Raw genomic sequence first — 16,921 nt, forward strand, 5'->3', positions numbered from 1 at the left:
TCCCGCTATCGCTTATAGTCCTCGCTGCGCTCCGGGCTATTCTGCTCTATCGGGTTTAATTAACAAAGTCAGTTGTTCTTTTGTACCTTCAGCCTGGCAAAACGCTATTAAAACCTAAATAGCAGTATCAGCCAAGCCACCTAAACCCGACCGAAGTGAGATGCCGATTTTTCATCGGCAGAAACGGGGGCGGGACCAACCCTTACCTAATAGCATGGGTATTGCTTTTCAAAAACAAAACAAGATTAAACCTTATTAAAATCATCCTGTAAACCAACATATTTTACCCACATTTAATAAAAAAATTGTATTTAATTCTATTCATGTTTTGATTTATGCTTTAATTATAGCTTTATTTGCACAAAAACGTATTTCATGGCCAAAAATTTATTAATCGTCGAGTCACCCGCAAAAGCTAAAACTATAGAAGGCTATTTAGGTAAAGATTTCCTGGTGAAATCTAGCTACGGCCACATCAGGGATTTAGTTAAGGGCGATATGGCGATTGATATCAAGAATAATTTTGCCCAAACCTACGAGGTACCTGCCGACAAGAAAAATATTGTTGCCGAATTAAAAAAACTAGCTAAGGAAGCCGAAATGGTATGGCTAGCATCCGATGAGGACCGCGAGGGGGAAGCTATTTCCTGGCACTTATTCGAAACTTTAGGCCTAAAAGTGGAGAAAACAAAACGTATCGTTTTTCATGAAATTACCAAACCAGCAATTTTAAAAGCAATCGATAGTCCGCGTGGAATTGATTATAATCTGGTAAATGCCCAACAGGCACGCCGTGTATTAGATCGTTTGGTGGGTTTCGAACTTTCTCCTGTATTATGGAAAAAAGTGAAGCCATCATTATCTGCGGGCCGTGTACAGTCAGTGGCCGTACGTTTAATTGTTGAGAGAGAGAGAGAAGTTTTAAATTTTAATGCAGCTGCAGCCTATAAAATTACCGCCCAGTTTTCTACTGGCAAGGGAAAAGAAATTGTAAAAGCAGAATTGCCACAACGCTTCGAAAATGAGGCTGATGCTGAAAATTATCTTCAGGACTGTGCAAATGCTAAGTTCGACATTACCAGTTTGGAAACAAGGCCTGCAAAACGTAATCCTGCTGCTCCATTTACCACCTCAACTTTACAACAAGAAGCTTCCAGAAAATTAGGTTTTTCGGTAGCCAGAACCATGCAGGTTGCACAAAGACTGTACGAAGCGGGTAAGATTACTTACATGAGAACAGACTCTGTAAACTTATCAGAAACGGCATTAAACGCAGCTGCTGCCGAGATTAAATCTGCTTACGGCGATAAATATCACCAGCACCGCGTTTACAAAACAAAATCGGCTGGTGCACAAGAAGCTCACGAAGCCATCCGCCCCACATATTTCGACAGACATAGTGTAGATGGAGATATTTCAGAAAAACGTTTATATGATTTAATCTGGAAACGTTCAATTGCTTCGCAAATGAGTGAAGCTTTGTTCGAAAAAACAACCGCTCAGATTACGGCCTCAACCAGAAAAGAACACTTAGTGGCCGAAGGCGAAGTATTAAAGTTCGATGGTTTCTTAAAAGTTTACCTGGAATCTACTGACGATGAAGAAAACGAAGAAAAAGAAGGTGGTGCAATTTTACCTCCTTTAAGCAAAGGACAGGAACTATTTTTAAAAGAAATGCAGGCAACGGAGCGTTATTCACGCCCGCCAGCAAGATATACAGAGGCCAGTTTAGTTAAAAAACTAGAAGAACTGGGCATTGGTCGACCGTCTACTTATGCACCAACCATTTCTACGGTACAGAACCGTGGTTATGTGGTTAAAGAAGATAGAGATGGTAAACAACGTAAGTTTACTTCTATCGTTTTAGCTGATGGTAAAGTGAGTAAAGATGTAAAATCTGAAATTACAGGTGCAGAAAAACAAAAACTTTTCCCTACCGATATTGGTGAGGTAGTAAACGATTTCTTGGTAGAACATTTCAAAGGTATCGTCGATTTTAACTTCACGGCAAAGGTGGAGAAAGAATTTGATGAAATTGCGCAGGGTTTACAAGAGTGGACTAAAATGCTACACGCGTTCTATAATCCATTTCATACTGAAGTAGAAACTACGCTTGAAACAGCAGAACGTGCAACTGGCGAGCGCTTGTTAGGCTTAGATCCGGCAACTGGTAAAAATGTATACACCAAGGTTGGTAAATTTGGACCATTGGTTCAAATTGGAGAGCTTGATGAGGCCGAAAAACCTCGATATGCCAGCTTAATGCGTACGCAATCTGTTGCAACCATTACTTTAGATGATGCCTTGGAGCTGTTTAAACTTCCTTTCCAACTTCCTGATTTTGAAGACAAAGAAGTGATGATTGGTGTTGGCCGTTTTGGTCCTTACGTAAAATGGGGCGAAAGTTTTATTTCGCTTCCTAAAAACGAAGAACCTTTATCGGTAACTTATGAAAGAGCAGTTGAAATTATCAAACAGAAAATGGATGATGATGCCCCAATTGCACATTACGAAGGTTTAGGTGTAACAAAAGGCAAAGGCCGCTTTGGTCCGTTTATAAAATGGAACGATCTGTTTATTAATATTCCTGCAAAAGGTTACGATTTCGATAATTTAACACAGGAAGATATTAATACCTTAATTAGCAAAAAAGTAGAAAAAGAAGCCAACCGTTTCATTAAAACCTGGGATGCTGAAAAAATTTCTATCGAAAATGGCCGTTGGGGACCGTTTATCCGTTTTGGAAAACTAATGCTTAAACTGCGATATAACGAAGCTACCAAACAAAAATATACGCCGGAAGAACTGGTTGATATTGATTTGGAAGTGGTTAAAAAGATGATTGTAGAGCAAGTACCTAATGCTTTTGAAACAAAGAAAAAAGCCCCGGCAAAGAAAAAAGCCCCAGCTAAAAAGGCTGTAGCAAAGAAAAAATAGGCCAGGATTAAATGATTTCTGGATTGCCAAGATAAAGTTTGGCAATCCAAATTGTCCATATTGTCATCCTGAGCCTGTCGAAGGACATTTAAACAAAGTGTTTCGACAAGCTCAACATGACAGATTGATTAAAGTATGAAAGCAGATTTACCAGAAAATACAGTTGAAGATATTGCAATGGCCGTTGTATTAATGGGCGAAACACCTGAAGTAAAAAGCTGGACGGTTTATCTCGTTAATTTAAAAAACGAACCAATAACCAATGTTTTAATCAGCTCTAAAGGATATGGCGAAAAAGACGGCAAGCAGGTAAAAACTTCTGTTTTAAGGCATTTTGTAGGCGATATGGAAGCCAATTCATTCTCAGGCGTTGAAGCCATTGATCCTGAAGTATTTGGTTTAACAAATGAATATTGGTTGAGTTATTACATCGGCAGCACCATTTACGATAAGAAATTTATTTTCTTACCTGAAAGCATCATCGATTTCAATCTGATCAAAATTCCACTGGTAAACAGACCTGGGGTGATGATTAAATAAAGGGAAGATTAAAAATCTGTACTATTCCACGGAGATATATTAATATTATTACTTCTTAATTGTTTTTCATTGCCTGCATATATTATTTGCCCGCCAGTACTGCCTGTTAATTTATTCCAAAAAGTAATTCCCTTAAAGTAATCGCTATTAATTGTTTTACCAGCTTTAATTTCAACAGGCACCAATTTCCCTGCATCATCAATCAGAATATCAATTTCGTTCCCCACATTATCTCGCCAAAAGAAAATATTATCACTTAAACCTAAGTTAAACCTACTCTTTAGCATTTCAATAACAACCATATTTTCAAAAAGACTTCCCTTAACAGGATGAGTATCGAGTTGAGATTCATTTTGTATACCAAGAAGTGCAGCCGCCAACCCAGTATCATAAAAATATAGCTTAGGCATTTTTACTACTCGTTTATTAAAATTTTGATCATGGGGTTTTAAAAGATATACAACAAAACTACTTTCTAAAATACCAATCCACGATGCTATAGTTTTACTATCCACTCCTACCTCAATCCCCAAGCTATTCATGTTCAATAATTGTCCAACCCTACCTGCGCACAACCTTAAAAATCTTTCGAATAGGGATAAATTAGTTATATTCTTGATTTGCCTTACATCTTTCTCTAAGTAAGTTTGAATATAGTTTTGGTGCCATTTGTATGAAGGAATATTTTGGTCATAAATTGGCGGATAACCTCCTTTAATAAGAAATTCGTTTACATTATCAGAAATAATATTTGCAGCTTTGAGTTCTGGAATAGAAAATGGCAAAAGTTTTATATAAGCAATTCTACCGGCTAAACTTTGAACTATACTTTCCTGTAAGAGAAAATTATTTGAACCTGTAATAATAAATTTCCCTGGCGACGAAGACTCATCAAGAATTTGCTGGAGATATGAAAAAAGATTAGGTGTCCTTTGTGCCTCATCTAAAATGGCACCTTCAGGAAATTGACTCAAAAATCCACGAGGGTCATCTTCCGCAAACAAACGAGTATCTGGATTTTCTAAAGAAACATATGGCTTGTTTGGGAATACACTTTTAGTTAACGTAGTTTTACCCGATTGGCGAGGACCAATTACTGCTACAGATTTAAATTGCGCACTTAATCCTAATAGTTCTTTTTGAGCTAGTCGTTGAATCATAAACAAATTTACAATTTCGGAATCGAATTCCGAAATTGTAAAAATGTCTACTATAATACCTTAACCGCTTGTCTTCCAATTAATTTCCAGCCCGACTTTTCTTTACTCCAGATTAAAAGAATATATAATTTCACATTTCCTGGAACATTTTTATCATTTGTTTTGGCATTTAGCGTATGGCGTACCAAAGCTGTTTTATTTTGAACAACAACAGTCTGATCGGTTAAATTAATATCCACAAAATCAGATTCGCCCGAAAGCAATGAGTGCATAAACTCTTGTTTAGTTTGAATCTTTCCACTCGAATGGCCATAGCTTAGGCTATTCAATATCATTTCGTCAATCGCTAAGCTATCGGGTGTAACCATCAGTTTGCTTAATTTGGTTACGGCATCTTCTACTTTTGTTTTTTGGGCAAAACAAAAGCTAGTCGAAATTAACAGGCTTGAAAAAATCAAGAGTTTTTTTATCATATCTGGTTGTATTGAGGTTGATGCTGTAAACTTATCCAAAACCATGCAAAGGAGCAAAACATTGGCTTTAATTTTCAACATTATTTATTTTAACGTGGATTTTAGTTAATTTTCGGATGGAATATAGGGTTTTCGGTTGCAAAGGATTAACTGCGGCACATCTATTGCTTTTACCGCAACATTATATTCCCATTTATCTTAACGAATTTCAAACATGGAACAACCATCTACCTACCAATCATCCTCCAAAAAGAAATTTATCTTCATCGGATTACTTGCTGTTTCCATAGCAGCAATTGTATTTATCTATTTTAATAGAAAGAAAAAAAATCATGAAGAAAATCAGGCTTATGCAAAATATATCGAAGCCTATACCTCTGGAACCATTTCTAAAAAGAGTTTTATCAGGGTTCACCTGGCCAATGCGGCAACAGGTATGCAAGATTTGGGCAAAGCAGATTCACGCGAACTTTTCGACTTCTCTCCTTCTATTTCGGGAAAAACCTATTGGATAGATCCACAAACCGTTGAATTTAGACCTGATGAAAACCTTAAACCAGGCAAAAATTACGAAGCTACTTTTAAACTATCAGAAGTTTCTGCTACAGAAAAAGGTCTGGAAGATTTCGATTTTGAATTTAAAGTGATCACACCTGGGATCATCCTTTCTCAAAATGGATTGGTTTCGCAGAACAATACTGCGATGGATTACATGAAATTAACCGGCGAAGTGGCTACTGCTGATGTAGAAGAAACCAGTAAAATAGAAAAAACCATTTCATTGGATTTTGATCAAAAGTTAAAAATCAAATGGCAACACGATCCGGCGAAAAACACCTCAAAATTCACGATCGACAGTATAAAAAAGACTGGTAACGACCAAACTTTAAAAATAGATTGGGATGGTGATGCCATTGATGCCGAACAAAAGGGAGAAGTAGAAATCCGTGTTCCGGCTATAAATAAGTTCGAAATTCTGGACATGAAAGCCATTCAAGGCGAAGAAGATTATGCGCTTGTACAGTTTTCAGAACCAATTGGTGTTGGACAGGATTTAACAGGCATGATCACACTCGGTAACCTGAGCGATTTAAGGTACACCATTGATGCCAGTCAGGTTAAAGTTTATGCCGCAGAAGAACTTAAAGGCAATTACGCCCTAAATGTAAATGCGGGTGTCGAGAATATCAATGCGAAGAAACTGGCTAATGGCAAAATGGCCAATCTTGTTTTCGAAGATAAATTACCGGCGGTTACTATTGCTGGTGCAGGTACGATTTTACCCAACTCAGGAAAGCTGGTTTTGCCTTTCGAAGCCATTAATTTAAAGGCTGTTGATGTTACGGTGATCAAAATTTATGAAAACAATATACCGCAGTTTTTTCAAACTAATAGTTACAAAGATGGTAACGAATTGCGTAGGGTGGCCAAACCTATTCTGCAAAAAACAATACGTTTAGATGAAGATAAGGCACTTAACCTCCACAAAAAGAACCGTTTCACCCTCGATCTTGATAAGATGATCCGTACAGAGCCAGGTGCGATGTACCGAGTTACCATTGCTTTCAGACAGGAGTACAATGCTTACAATTGTAAAACTGGAGAAGAAAAAGTTGGTGATGGTGAAGAAGAAAGTGAATATGGAGATTACGAAGGTTACGGAGAAAAGATTGATGAAGAAGACGATTTTTGGCAGCGCTACAACAATTATTACCCACCAAATTACAGGTGGAATGATAAAGACAATCCATGTACACCATCATTTTATACCAACCAGCGCTGGGCAAGTAGAAACTTAATTGCTTCTAATATTGGCTTGGTAGCCAAACGAGGTAACGATAACAGTATGCTTATTGTTGCTACAGATTTATTGACGGCAAAACCATTAAGTGGTGTAAACCTGGAGTTAATGGATTACCAAAAACAAATCATCTTTACAACGAAAACAGACGGCGACGGTTTTGCAAGCTTTGACCTGAAACGCCAACCTTTTCTATTGATTGCTAAAAATGGCTCAGAACGCGGCTACCTTAAATTAGACGACGGAAGTTCACTTCCTTTAAGCAGGTTCGATGTGAGTGGCGATGTAGTCCAAAGTGGCTTAAAAGGCTTTATTTATGGTGAACGTGGCGTTTGGCGACCAGGCGACAGTTTATTTGTTTCTTTCGTTCTGGAAGACAAACTAAAAAAACTTCCCGCAAATTATCCAGTAACCATGGAGTTCTATAACCCCAAAGGTCAATTGTATAAACGATTGATTAATGGCAAACCTTTAAATGGCTTCTACACTTTCAAAACTGCTACTGAAAGTACAGCACCTACTGGTAACTGGATGGCAAAAGTTAAAGCGGGTGGTGCTACCTTTACCAAGACCTTAAAAATTGAAACCGTAATGCCAAACCGTTTGAAAATTGATTTCAACGTTGGCAATAGGACATATTTAAGTGCAGGAACATCAGCCGCTACCCTATCGGCCAAATGGCTATTCGGTGCCGTTGCACAGAACTTAAAAGCAAAGGTTGATGTAAACTTAAACACTACTGAAACCAAATTTAAGGGCTTTGAAGGTTTTAGTTTTGATAATCCTACCGTTAACTTCGAATCGCAGCTTAAAACTATTTTCGAAGGCACTTTAAACCAGAACGGTACAGCACAGATTAACACCAACCTCAATGAGAATAATACCGCTCCTGGCGTGTTAAGAGCAAACTTTACGACCAAAGTTTTCGAACCAGGTGGTAATTTCAGCATCGATAACTTTAGCATACCTTATCATGTATATAGCAGTTATTTAGGTATCCGACCAGAAAAAGGTGACCGTTTGAGTGGTATGCTAGTTACCGGGAAAGAGCATAAAATCGAAATTGTAAATGTAAATACCGACGGAAAGCTGTTGAACGGCACTAAAACCGTTCAGGTAGAATTATATAAAACGCAATGGCGTTGGTGGTGGGAACAGGATGACCAAAACACTTACGCCAACTTTACGCAAAACCAATACAACAAATTAGTTGAAAGTCATCAGGTAAACTTGTTCAACGGAAAAGGAAGCTGGAATTTACGCGTAAATGAACCAGAATGGGGCCGTTATTTGATTTTAGTGCGCGACGTAAATGGTGGACACGTTACCGGAAAATCGGTTTATATCGATTGGCCAGGCTGGGCACAGCGCGAACAAGGCAGCAACCCAACAGAGGCCTCTATGTTATCTTTCACTGCTAATAAAGAAAAATTTACGGTTGGGGAAGATATTACGCTAACTATCCCAACGGGTAAAAATGGAAGGGCATTAATTTCTATTGAAAATGGGAGCCGCGTATTAAAAACTTTCTGGGTAGATACCAAAGCCGGACAAACACAATTTAAGTTTAAGGCCGAAAAAGAAATGGCGCCTAATGTTTTTGCCAATATCACATTATTACAACCTCATGCACAAACTGTTAACGATTTACCAATTAGAATGTACGGGGCTATTCCACTTTCGGTAGAAGATCCGCAAACCATTTTGAAACCGACCATTAAAATGGCCGATAAAATTAAACCGGAAACCGAAAACACCATCACAGTAGGCGAACAGAACGGTAAAGCTATGACCTATACCATTGCCTTGGTTGATGAAGGTTTGTTGGATCTCACCCGTTTTAAAACACCAGATCCACACGGCGCATTTTATGCCCGCGAAGGTTTGGGGGTTAAAACATGGGATTTATTCGACTATGTGTTAGGTGCATGGGGAGGAAATCTAGAACGTATTTTAAGCATTGGTGGTGATGGTAGCATCAACAAAAACTTAAATCCTGCAAAAGCCAACCGTTTTAAAGCAGTGGTTAAATTTATGGGGCCATTTACTATTGGTAAAGGCGAAAATAAGACACACAAATTTAAATTGCCACAGTACATTGGTGCAGTAAGAGCTATGGTAGTTGCCGGACAAGATGCTGCATATGGTTTTACCGAAAAATCGGTTCAGGTTAAAAAACCATTAATGGTTTTAGCTACTTTACCAAGGGTTATCGGTCCGGGAGAGAGTTTTACCTTACCAGTAACTGTTTTTGCAACAGAGAATAACCTGAAAAATGTATCAGTACAACTTCAGGCAAATAATTTAATTGTTCAAGGCAGTAACAAACAACAGCTTTACTACAAACAAACAGGCGAACAAATGACCTATTTCGAAGTTAAAGCACCAAACACGGTAGGTATTGCCAAAGTAAAAGTGATTGCACAAAGTGGAGCTGAAAAAACAGTTTATGATGTGGAAATGGATATCAGAAATCCAAATCCTTACGTAACTAACGTGGTGTCGGCAACTGTTCAGCCTCATACCAAATGGGCGGTTAACTATTTGCCAATTGGCATGACAGGAACAAATTCTGGTTCACTAGAAGTCTCTTCCATCCCTGCAATCAACCTTGGTAAAAGATTAGGGTATCTCATTCAGTATCCACATGGCTGTATTGAGCAAACTACTTCGGGCATATTCCCTCAACTATTTTTGGATAGATTGAGTCCGTTAAATGAACAGCAAAAAGCAACAACAGAGAAAAACATTAAAGCCGGAATAAACCGAATCAAGGGCTTCCAGACTACAGATGGCGGTTTATCTTACTGGCCAGGTGAAAGTACTTCTGATGAATGGGGAAGCAACTACGCCGGACATTTCTTGGTTGAAGCCCAAAATGCAGGTTACACCCTACCTGTTGGTCTGTTGGATGAACTGTTACGCTTTCAAAAATCAAAAGCGGCTAACTGGGCACCAAATAGCAACAATTTTTACGGTGGTGATTTATCCCAAGCTTATCGTTTATACATGCTTGCATTGGCTAAAAAACCTGAAATGGCCGCAATGAACCGTTTAAAAGCTTTTGAATATTTATCAATCGCTGCAAAATGGCGATTAGCAGCTGCTTATAAACTGGCCGGCCAAAATGATGTTGCCCAAAATATGATCAGAGGTTTAGATACATCCATTCAGGCCTACAAACAATTAGGTGGAACTTACGGTTCTGATGTTCGCGATGAAGCCATGATTTTAGAAACCCTTACCCTGCTTGGTCAGAAAGCAAAAGCTGCGAGTTTATTACAGCCTTTAGCTGCTAAACTGGGCGAAAACACCTGGTACAGCACACAAACAACCGCTTATAGTTTGTTGGCTATTGCTAAATTCTGTGGTTCAAACCAATCGGCGAATAAACTGCAATATCAATATGTATTGGATAGAAAATCTGCTCCTGTAAGCTCTAACCAATACATCAACAGTACACCTGTAAGCTTTAAAGGCAATACCGCTTCTGTTAGTAATAATGGGAATAATGTACTGTTTGTGCGCTTGGTTTTAGAAGGACAGCCAATTGCAGGTCAAAATAACTTCTTACCTAACCGACCTGAGGTTTTGGATATGAGCGTTACCTACAAACGTTTAAATGGTAAAGTTCTAGATCCAACTACGTTAAAACAGGGAACTGATTTTTATGCAGAGGTAACTGTAAAAAACCCTGGCAGAATGGGTTATTACGAACAAATGGCACTAACACAGATCTTCCCTTCAGGATGGGAAATTATCAATACACGGGTTAACGATAACCAAAGTATTTTAGCTTCTTCTCCTTTTACCTATCAGGATATCAGAGATGATCGCGTTTTCACTTATTTTAATGTAAGGGAAGGTGAAAGTTTAGTTTACAAGGTATTGCTTAATGCCTCTTATTTAGGTAAATATTATTTATCGGCCGTTCAGTGTGAAGCGATGTACAATAATGATATTTCGGCTACAGAAGCTGGTAAATGGGTACAGGTGGTAAAGTAGATTCCCCAAGAATACTGGCCGTAGCGTCTCGCTACGACCTAAAAACATTAGGCTTGGAATGTTTTAAAAGAATAGTTACTATGAGTCTTAGCGAGATGCTAAGACTAGCAAGAGAAGCTAAGGTTAGGAACGTTTGTAAAATAAAAGATGGGAAGAAAGTATAGGTTTCATGATAATTCTAAACTCTATTTTGTGACTTTCACTGTTGTTAATTGGATAGACGTGTTTACAAGAAAAAAATACGTAGACATTATTTATGATAGTTTAAGGTTTTGTCAAAAAGAAAAAGGATTAGAATTATATGCCTATTGTATTATGACAAATCACATTCATCTAATTATTGGGACTGAAAGTAGAGTGCTATCTGATATTGTTAGAGATTTTAAAAGTTTTACTTCTAGACATATCAGAAAAACCATCGAAAATAGCAATACTGAAAGTCGAAAATTGTGGATGTTAGAAATTATGAAAGAATTAGGGAGTAGAAATGAAAGAAATAAGGACTTTCAATTTTGGCAACAACACAGTCACCCCATAGAGCTAGATACTAATGAAATTTTAGACCAGCGTTTAAATTATATCCACCAAAATCCTGTGAAGGCAGGCTTTGTGGAAAAAGAAGAAGATTGGATTAACAGTAGTGCCAGCGATTATTATCAAATTAGAAAGGGACAGGTTGATCTTATTATTATTGAATAACTTTTTAATATGTACCTATTCGTTGCGTCGCGCTACGACTTTCTAAAAATAAAAAACAACAAATGTCTTAGCGAGACGCTAAGACTAGAATTAGATTAGGCTGTATCTAGTCGTAGCGTCGCGCTACGACTTTCGAAAAATAAAAAGAAATAAATGTCTTAGCGTGACGCTAAGACTAGAGTTAAAAATTAAATGAACAAAATCCCTAAAGCTTTCCTCATTTCCGATATTTTCTGCTTTGCCTTGCTTTTGGCATTTCTTTTTTCGTTACCATCAAAACTGTTTAAAACACCCACATCGTTTGTAATTGAGGCCAGCAATGGAAATTTATTAAGTGCAGCAATTGCCAGCGACGGACAATGGCGGTTTCCGGTGGCGGATAGTGTACCTATAAAATTTAAGGACTGCATTATTGCTTTCGAGGATAAGCGGTTCTATAGTCACCTCGGCATCGATTTTTTGGCCATGAGCAGGGCGATGCAGCAAAACTGGAAGGCAAAGAGCGTGGTAAGCGGTGGAAGTACATTAAGCATGCAGGTAATCCGGTTATCGCGAAAACAAGAACGAACGGTTTGGCAAAAATTATTAGAAGTGATTTTGGCGCTACGTTTAGAAACGAGGTATTCGAAAGAAAAAATTATAGGCCTATATGCCGCCAATGCACCATTCGGAAGTAATGTTGTTGGTTTAGAAGCAGCGAGTTGGCGCTATTATGGTCGCAATGCCAAAACCCTTTCATGGGGCGAAATGGCAACATTGGCTGTATTGCCTAATAGCCCTTCTTTGGTTCATCCGGGTAAAAATTCGACGAGATTAATTAAAAAGAGAAACGACTTATTAGATAAGCTGGCCAAACTAAAATACATCGATCAGGCAACTGCTAATTTAGCTAAATTAGAACCCGTTCCAGGCAAGCCCATGCCCTTGCCCCAGAATGCGCCACATCTATTGAACCGTTTTAAATTAGAACGAGCGAGTCTTAAAATACCCTCCACCAGAATTACTTCTACCTTAGATGAAAATATCCAACGAAAAGTTAATGCTATACTTAAAAGGTACAATAACCGCTACCGGGCAAACGACATCAACAATATTTCGGCGTTGATACTCAATGCCAGAACAGGTCAGGTAGTAAGTTATGTAGGTAATATTTATCAGCCAGAAAATGCCGACCTGCAAAGCCACGTGGATATGATTAAAGCGCCACGCAGTCCTGGAAGTACCTTAAAACCGTTGCTTTACGCCAGTATGATTAATGACGGCTTCATATTGCCTCATACCTTAATTCCTGATATCCCGACTCAAATAGCGGGCTATTCGCCTCAAAATTACGATCTGGGCTATGATGGTGCCATTGCTGCCGATAAAGCCCTGAGCCGCTCCTTAAACATCCCTGCGGTAAAAATGTTGCAGCAATACAAATACGAACGTTTTTACGATAAGCTAAAAAAACTGGGAATAGGAACGCTGAACCAACCAGCAGATCATTACGGTTTGTCGTTAATTTTAGGCGGTAGCGAAGTTACAATGTGGGACCTGGCCAACACCTATATGGGAATGGTGCGTACCCTGAATCATTTCAACACCTATAAAGGTTTGTATAATCCTGAAGATTATAAACCAGCAAGCTACTTCAATAGTGACAGTAAAGATGAAAAAGATTATCAGCGCACATCCTTTTTAGACCACGGCTCCATTTGCGCCACTTTTAATGCGATGGAAGAGGTGATGCGGCCAGGTGATGAAGGTTTATGGGAACAATTTTCTTCATCGCAAAGAGTAGCATGGAAAACGGGAACGAGTTTTGGTTTTCGCGATGCCTGGGCTATTGGATTAACACCAAATTATGTAGTTTGTGTTTGGGTAGGCAATGCCGATGGCGAAGGAAGACCTGGCCTGGTAGGGATTGAAGCAGCTGCTCCCGTTCTATTTGATATTTTTAGGTTATTGCCTAATGGAAAATGGTTCGAAGTACCAAGCACCAAACTAAAAAAGATAAAAATATGCAAGCAGAGTGGTTATAAAGCTGGAGAATACTGTACAGATGTTGCTGAAGAATTAGTGCCTGTATCAGGAGAGAAAACGGCCGTTTGCCCCTTTCATAAATTGGTTCACTTAGATAATACCAGTACTTACCGGGTTACTGACCAATGTGAAAGTATAACCCATATGCAGCACAAAAGCTGGTTTATTTTACCGCCGGCGATGGAATATTATTACAAAATAAAAAATAGCGATTATAAATCCCTCCCGCCTTTTAAAGATGGTTGCAGCCTTTCAGGCGGAAATAGTGTAATGGAGGTAATTTACCCGAAAAACAATGCAATAGTTTATATTCCCTTAGAACTGGATGGAACAAGAGGTAAAATTGTGATTAATGCAGCGCACAGAAATCCAAGTGCTAAAATATATTGGCATATTGATAATGAATATATAAGCACCACCACTAATTTTCATCAATTGGCTATTAATCCACCACCTGGTAAACATACCTTAACTTTAGTTGATGAAAATGGAGAAAGACTGGTTCAAACTTTTACGGTTTTGGACAAAGAGAAAAAAGGCGGAAGGTAAAGGGCAATAAGGTTGAAGGTTTAGGCGGTTAAGCACTAACACCCGTTTATATTTTGCTTGTTTCAACTGTCTAAAGTTTTATAAACCTGATATAGTAAAAATCCTTTTTAATTTGCAGCAACATAACTTTTCAGTACAACCATCGATATTAAAAAGATTGGAACGATAGCAGGTCTTCCGTAACCGATTACCACAAAACCCTGCTTTTCAAAAAGTCAACAAATTAAATCACTTTATTTAAATCTGCTATATCTCGGTTCTTGTAACCACTAACTGCCGCGAAATTGTTCCATAAACAATCAAATACTGCGCAATCATGTAGGTAGCCATAATTAAAGCCCCGCTTTGTGGAATGGGCTGAGCGAATTTATTCACGGCTAACACACTGTCAGACAATAAGAAAAACAGCGCCCCATACAGGATGAGTTTAAAACTAAAAATATTCACTTTCCCATACCGATTAACGGCCAGAATTGCCATAACGGTTATAATAATGGCATAAATTAAAACGGGAAACTGCATTGCCCCTAGTTTTGGCTGAAGATAGAAAAACAGGCCTGAGCAAAAAATGGCAAAAGCGCCTATGGCCCACAAAAAATATGGTGTTTTGTGGTTAGGGTTCGATCTATGATCGAGCGTAAATGCCCTTATATAAAAAATATGGCAAGCTAAAAAGGCGATTAACCCATAAATAAAAAAAACTGGTTTACCGCTTTGAAGCATCAGCAGAATATCGCCAATCCATGCAAAAATTAATCCTGCAAAAATTCTCTTATGGAAACGTCCCTTCAAATTTGTACTGAGATAAAGCCATACCAAAAGTACCACCACAATTAATGGCTTAGAGAAATTACGTAATTCAATATTATTGACATATTCTGCATATAGCTGAATTACAAATACAAGGAAAAATATAAATGAAAATAGCTTAGTCTTCATCAGGATCGGGATTTGCCTTTTGCAAATTAAAGAACCAAATTACGGATATTAACTGGATAGCCACAAAAATTACTTGATAGCCGAGCGGAAATTTTAAAAACAGGACCAACAAAACACCAAACAACAGCCTAAAATACTCAAATCTAATTTGCCATGCTTTTTGTTCTAATAAAGCGCCACAGGTAATTAACGTGCATATGGTAAAAATAGCTCCAGAAACTAAAGAAATGGTTTCCATTTTATGGTAAGAAAACAATATCGCAGAGCCCGTAGTTAGAGCAACTAAAAACTGGATTAAAACATAACCTGTTAGCTTAGATTGATATACTGGATTATATTTTTCATAGGCTTCTACATCTATTTCTGGTGCTGATTGAAATCCACCTAGATGTGATGGAAGCCAGCCTGGGGGTTTAAGAAAAACTTTAATTTTATCGCTAAATTTAGGTGATTGCTTTGCTGTTTTAACCAGATCATCCCAATAATGAAGATTTGCCCAAACAGGATTCCAACTGGCTAAAGGTTTGGTGATACCATAATAAACCTCTTCTTCTTCTTTCTGAAAAGTTCCAAAAAAGCGATCCCAGATAATTAATGTACCAGCGTGGTTTTTATCGATATATTTTGGATTAGAGCCATGGTGTACCCGATGATGTGATGGTGTATTTAAAATGTACTCTAAAAAGCCCATGCTTTTAATGGCTCTGGTATGAATCCAAAACTGATACAAAGTATTGAAAGAACTTAATGTTAAGAACATGATCGGATCAAAACCAACAAATGCTAGTGGGAGGTAAAATACCCAGCTAAACCAGCCCTGAAACCAGCTTTGCCTTAAAGCCACGGTTAAATTATATTCCTCTGATTGATGATGTACAATATGTGCCGCCCATAAAGCATTTACTTCATGGCTCATCCGATGAAACCAATAATAGAAAAAATCGACACCAATAAATAGCAGTATCCAAATCCATATTGTTTTGGGCAATTCAAATAAACGCCAGTGCTCAAAAATATATTTGTAACCAAAAAACAATGCGGTTTTCATAAAAATCCCGGTGAGCTGTTGCCCTATACCCTGACTTAAATTGGCAATACTGTCATTAAGCCGATAATAATTTAGTTTTTTATAAAAATTATAGGCCAATTCTATTCCGATCAGAATAAAAAAAACCGGTACAGATAACGCAATGTAATCTACTTTCATATAAACACAAAAAATATTTGGCTAGCAATATTACCTTACAATTTAGAAAATTTTCAGGTCAACATAAAATCTAATTCATGTAACATTTGTACTTGTTTGGTTTTCGTTATTCATTTCTATCAAATTCACCTTACCTTTGAAAGGCTAAATCAATGGTTTTGGCGTTAATAAATTTTCATTTAAATTATCCCATCTATGAAAAAATTATCTCTCCTTATTTTGCTAATTGCCTCGGCATTTTATGCAAAGAGCCAAACGCTAGTATTAGCCAAAGATGCCGCTCAATATATCGGTAAAAATGTAACCATTTGCGATTCGGTTTATAGTACTAAGGCTTTAGATAAATTAACCTTAATTAATTTAGGCGGCGCCTACCCAAAAGAACTGATCACTGTAATCATCAATAAAGAAGATCAGCGTAAATTTCCTTCAGAACCTTCAAGCATGTTTATGGGAAATAAAATCTGTATTACTGGAATCGTAACCGATTTTAAAGGTAAAAAACAGATTTTAGTTACCGATCCGAAGCAGATTATCGTAAAATAATCTACTAATCATCGAACAGTGGTATGGTTCAGCTTTAGCT

The 16,921-nt window shown here is 37.9% G+C and carries 10 protein-coding genes; 6 read left to right on the forward strand and 4 right to left on the reverse strand.

Going from position 1 to position 16,921, the window contains the following annotated elements:
• Positions 1-375 precede the first annotated feature (375 nt).
• Both topA and EZ456_RS13725 read left to right on the forward strand, forming a co-directional pair.
• Positions 376-2,937: a type I DNA topoisomerase gene (gene topA, locus EZ456_RS13720; RefSeq protein ID WP_131531046.1), complete on the forward strand. Its 2,562-nt coding sequence runs from the start codon at positions 376-378 to the stop codon at positions 2,935-2,937.
• Positions 2,938-3,072: 135 nt separating this feature from the next.
• Entirely contained in the window at positions 3,073-3,477 is a 405-nt protein-coding gene (locus EZ456_RS13725; protein ID WP_131531047.1) for a hypothetical protein, read from the forward strand.
• Positions 3,478-3,485: 8 nt separating this feature from the next.
• Here the strand turns inward: EZ456_RS13725 and EZ456_RS13730 are convergent, their stop codons facing one another.
• The gene (locus EZ456_RS13730) at positions 3,486-4,637 is read right to left on the reverse strand and encodes an ATP-binding protein (protein ID WP_131531048.1); all 1,152 of its coding nucleotides are present in this window, start codon (positions 4,635-4,637) and stop codon (positions 3,486-3,488) included.
• Positions 4,638-4,687: 50 nt separating this feature from the next.
• Positions 4,688-5,110, reverse strand: a complete 423-nt coding sequence (locus EZ456_RS13735; RefSeq protein WP_131531049.1) for a nuclear transport factor 2 family protein — start codon at positions 5,108-5,110, stop codon at positions 4,688-4,690.
• Positions 5,111-5,324: 214 nt separating this feature from the next.
• On the opposite strand from EZ456_RS13735, the gene EZ456_RS13740 reads away from it, so the two are divergent.
• The 3 genes from EZ456_RS13740 to pbpC all read left to right on the forward strand — a co-directional run bounded on the left by EZ456_RS13740 (position 5,325) and on the right by pbpC (position 14,189).
• Positions 5,325-10,916 carry an alpha-2-macroglobulin family protein gene (locus EZ456_RS13740; protein ID WP_131531050.1) on the forward strand — a complete coding sequence of 1,864 codons (5,592 nt, stop codon included), beginning with the start codon at positions 5,325-5,327 and terminating at the stop codon, positions 10,914-10,916.
• A gap of 147 nt (positions 10,917-11,063) precedes the next feature.
• A complete protein-coding gene (locus tag EZ456_RS13745) occupies positions 11,064-11,615 on the forward strand; it encodes an REP-associated tyrosine transposase (protein ID WP_131531052.1) in 552 nt (183 codons plus the stop codon).
• 192 nt (positions 11,616-11,807) lie between these two features.
• The gene (pbpC, locus tag EZ456_RS13750; protein ID WP_131531053.1) at positions 11,808-14,189 is read left to right on the forward strand and encodes a penicillin-binding protein 1C; all 2,382 of its coding nucleotides are present in this window, start codon (positions 11,808-11,810) and stop codon (positions 14,187-14,189) included.
• Between the two features lie 246 nt (positions 14,190-14,435).
• Here pbpC and EZ456_RS13755 read toward each other — a convergent pair whose 3' ends face one another.
• Together EZ456_RS13755 and EZ456_RS13760 are read right to left on the reverse strand one after the other, a co-directional pair.
• Positions 14,436-15,128, reverse strand: coding sequence for a lysoplasmalogenase (locus EZ456_RS13755; protein WP_131531054.1), 693 nt, complete (start codon positions 15,126-15,128; stop codon positions 14,436-14,438).
• On the reverse strand, positions 15,118-16,335 hold the full coding sequence (locus EZ456_RS13760) for a sterol desaturase family protein (protein WP_131531056.1): 1,218 nt from the start codon (positions 16,333-16,335) through the stop codon (positions 15,118-15,120). Before EZ456_RS13760 ends, EZ456_RS13755 begins: the two co-directional genes overlap by 11 nt.
• Positions 16,336-16,530: 195 nt before the next feature.
• Between EZ456_RS13760 and EZ456_RS13765 the strand changes: the two genes are divergently transcribed.
• Positions 16,531-16,881 carry a hypothetical protein gene (locus EZ456_RS13765; protein WP_131531058.1) on the forward strand — a complete coding sequence of 117 codons (351 nt, stop codon included), beginning with the start codon at positions 16,531-16,533 and terminating at the stop codon, positions 16,879-16,881.
• Positions 16,882-16,921: the final 40 nt, after the last annotated feature.

The organism is Pedobacter psychrodurus (genome assembly GCF_004331735.1).
In the GTDB taxonomy this organism is placed as follows: Bacteria; Bacteroidota; Bacteroidia; order Sphingobacteriales; family Sphingobacteriaceae; genus Pedobacter; species Pedobacter psychrodurus.

Excerpts from the sequence above, each read along its gene's own strand:
- topA (WP_131531046.1), top strand. The coding sequence starts at position 376 with ATGGCCAAAAATTTATTAATCGTCGAGTCACCCGCAAAAGCTAAAACT.
- EZ456_RS13725 (WP_131531047.1), top strand. The coding sequence starts at position 3,073 with ATGAAAGCAGATTTACCAGAAAATACAGTTGAAGATATTGCAATGGCC.
- EZ456_RS13730 (WP_131531048.1), bottom strand. The coding sequence starts at position 4,637 with ATGATTCAACGACTAGCTCAAAAAGAACTATTAGGATTAAGTGCGCAA.
- EZ456_RS13735 (WP_131531049.1), bottom strand. The coding sequence starts at position 5,110 with ATGATAAAAAAACTCTTGATTTTTTCAAGCCTGTTAATTTCGACTAGC.
- EZ456_RS13740 (WP_131531050.1), top strand. The coding sequence starts at position 5,325 with ATGGAACAACCATCTACCTACCAATCATCCTCCAAAAAGAAATTTATC.
- EZ456_RS13745 (WP_131531052.1), top strand. The coding sequence starts at position 11,064 with ATGGGAAGAAAGTATAGGTTTCATGATAATTCTAAACTCTATTTTGTG.
- pbpC (WP_131531053.1), top strand. The coding sequence starts at position 11,808 with ATGAACAAAATCCCTAAAGCTTTCCTCATTTCCGATATTTTCTGCTTT.
- EZ456_RS13755 (WP_131531054.1), bottom strand. The coding sequence starts at position 15,128 with ATGAAGACTAAGCTATTTTCATTTATATTTTTCCTTGTATTTGTAATT.
- EZ456_RS13760 (WP_131531056.1), bottom strand. The coding sequence starts at position 16,335 with ATGAAAGTAGATTACATTGCGTTATCTGTACCGGTTTTTTTTATTCTG.
- EZ456_RS13765 (WP_131531058.1), top strand. The coding sequence starts at position 16,531 with ATGAAAAAATTATCTCTCCTTATTTTGCTAATTGCCTCGGCATTTTAT.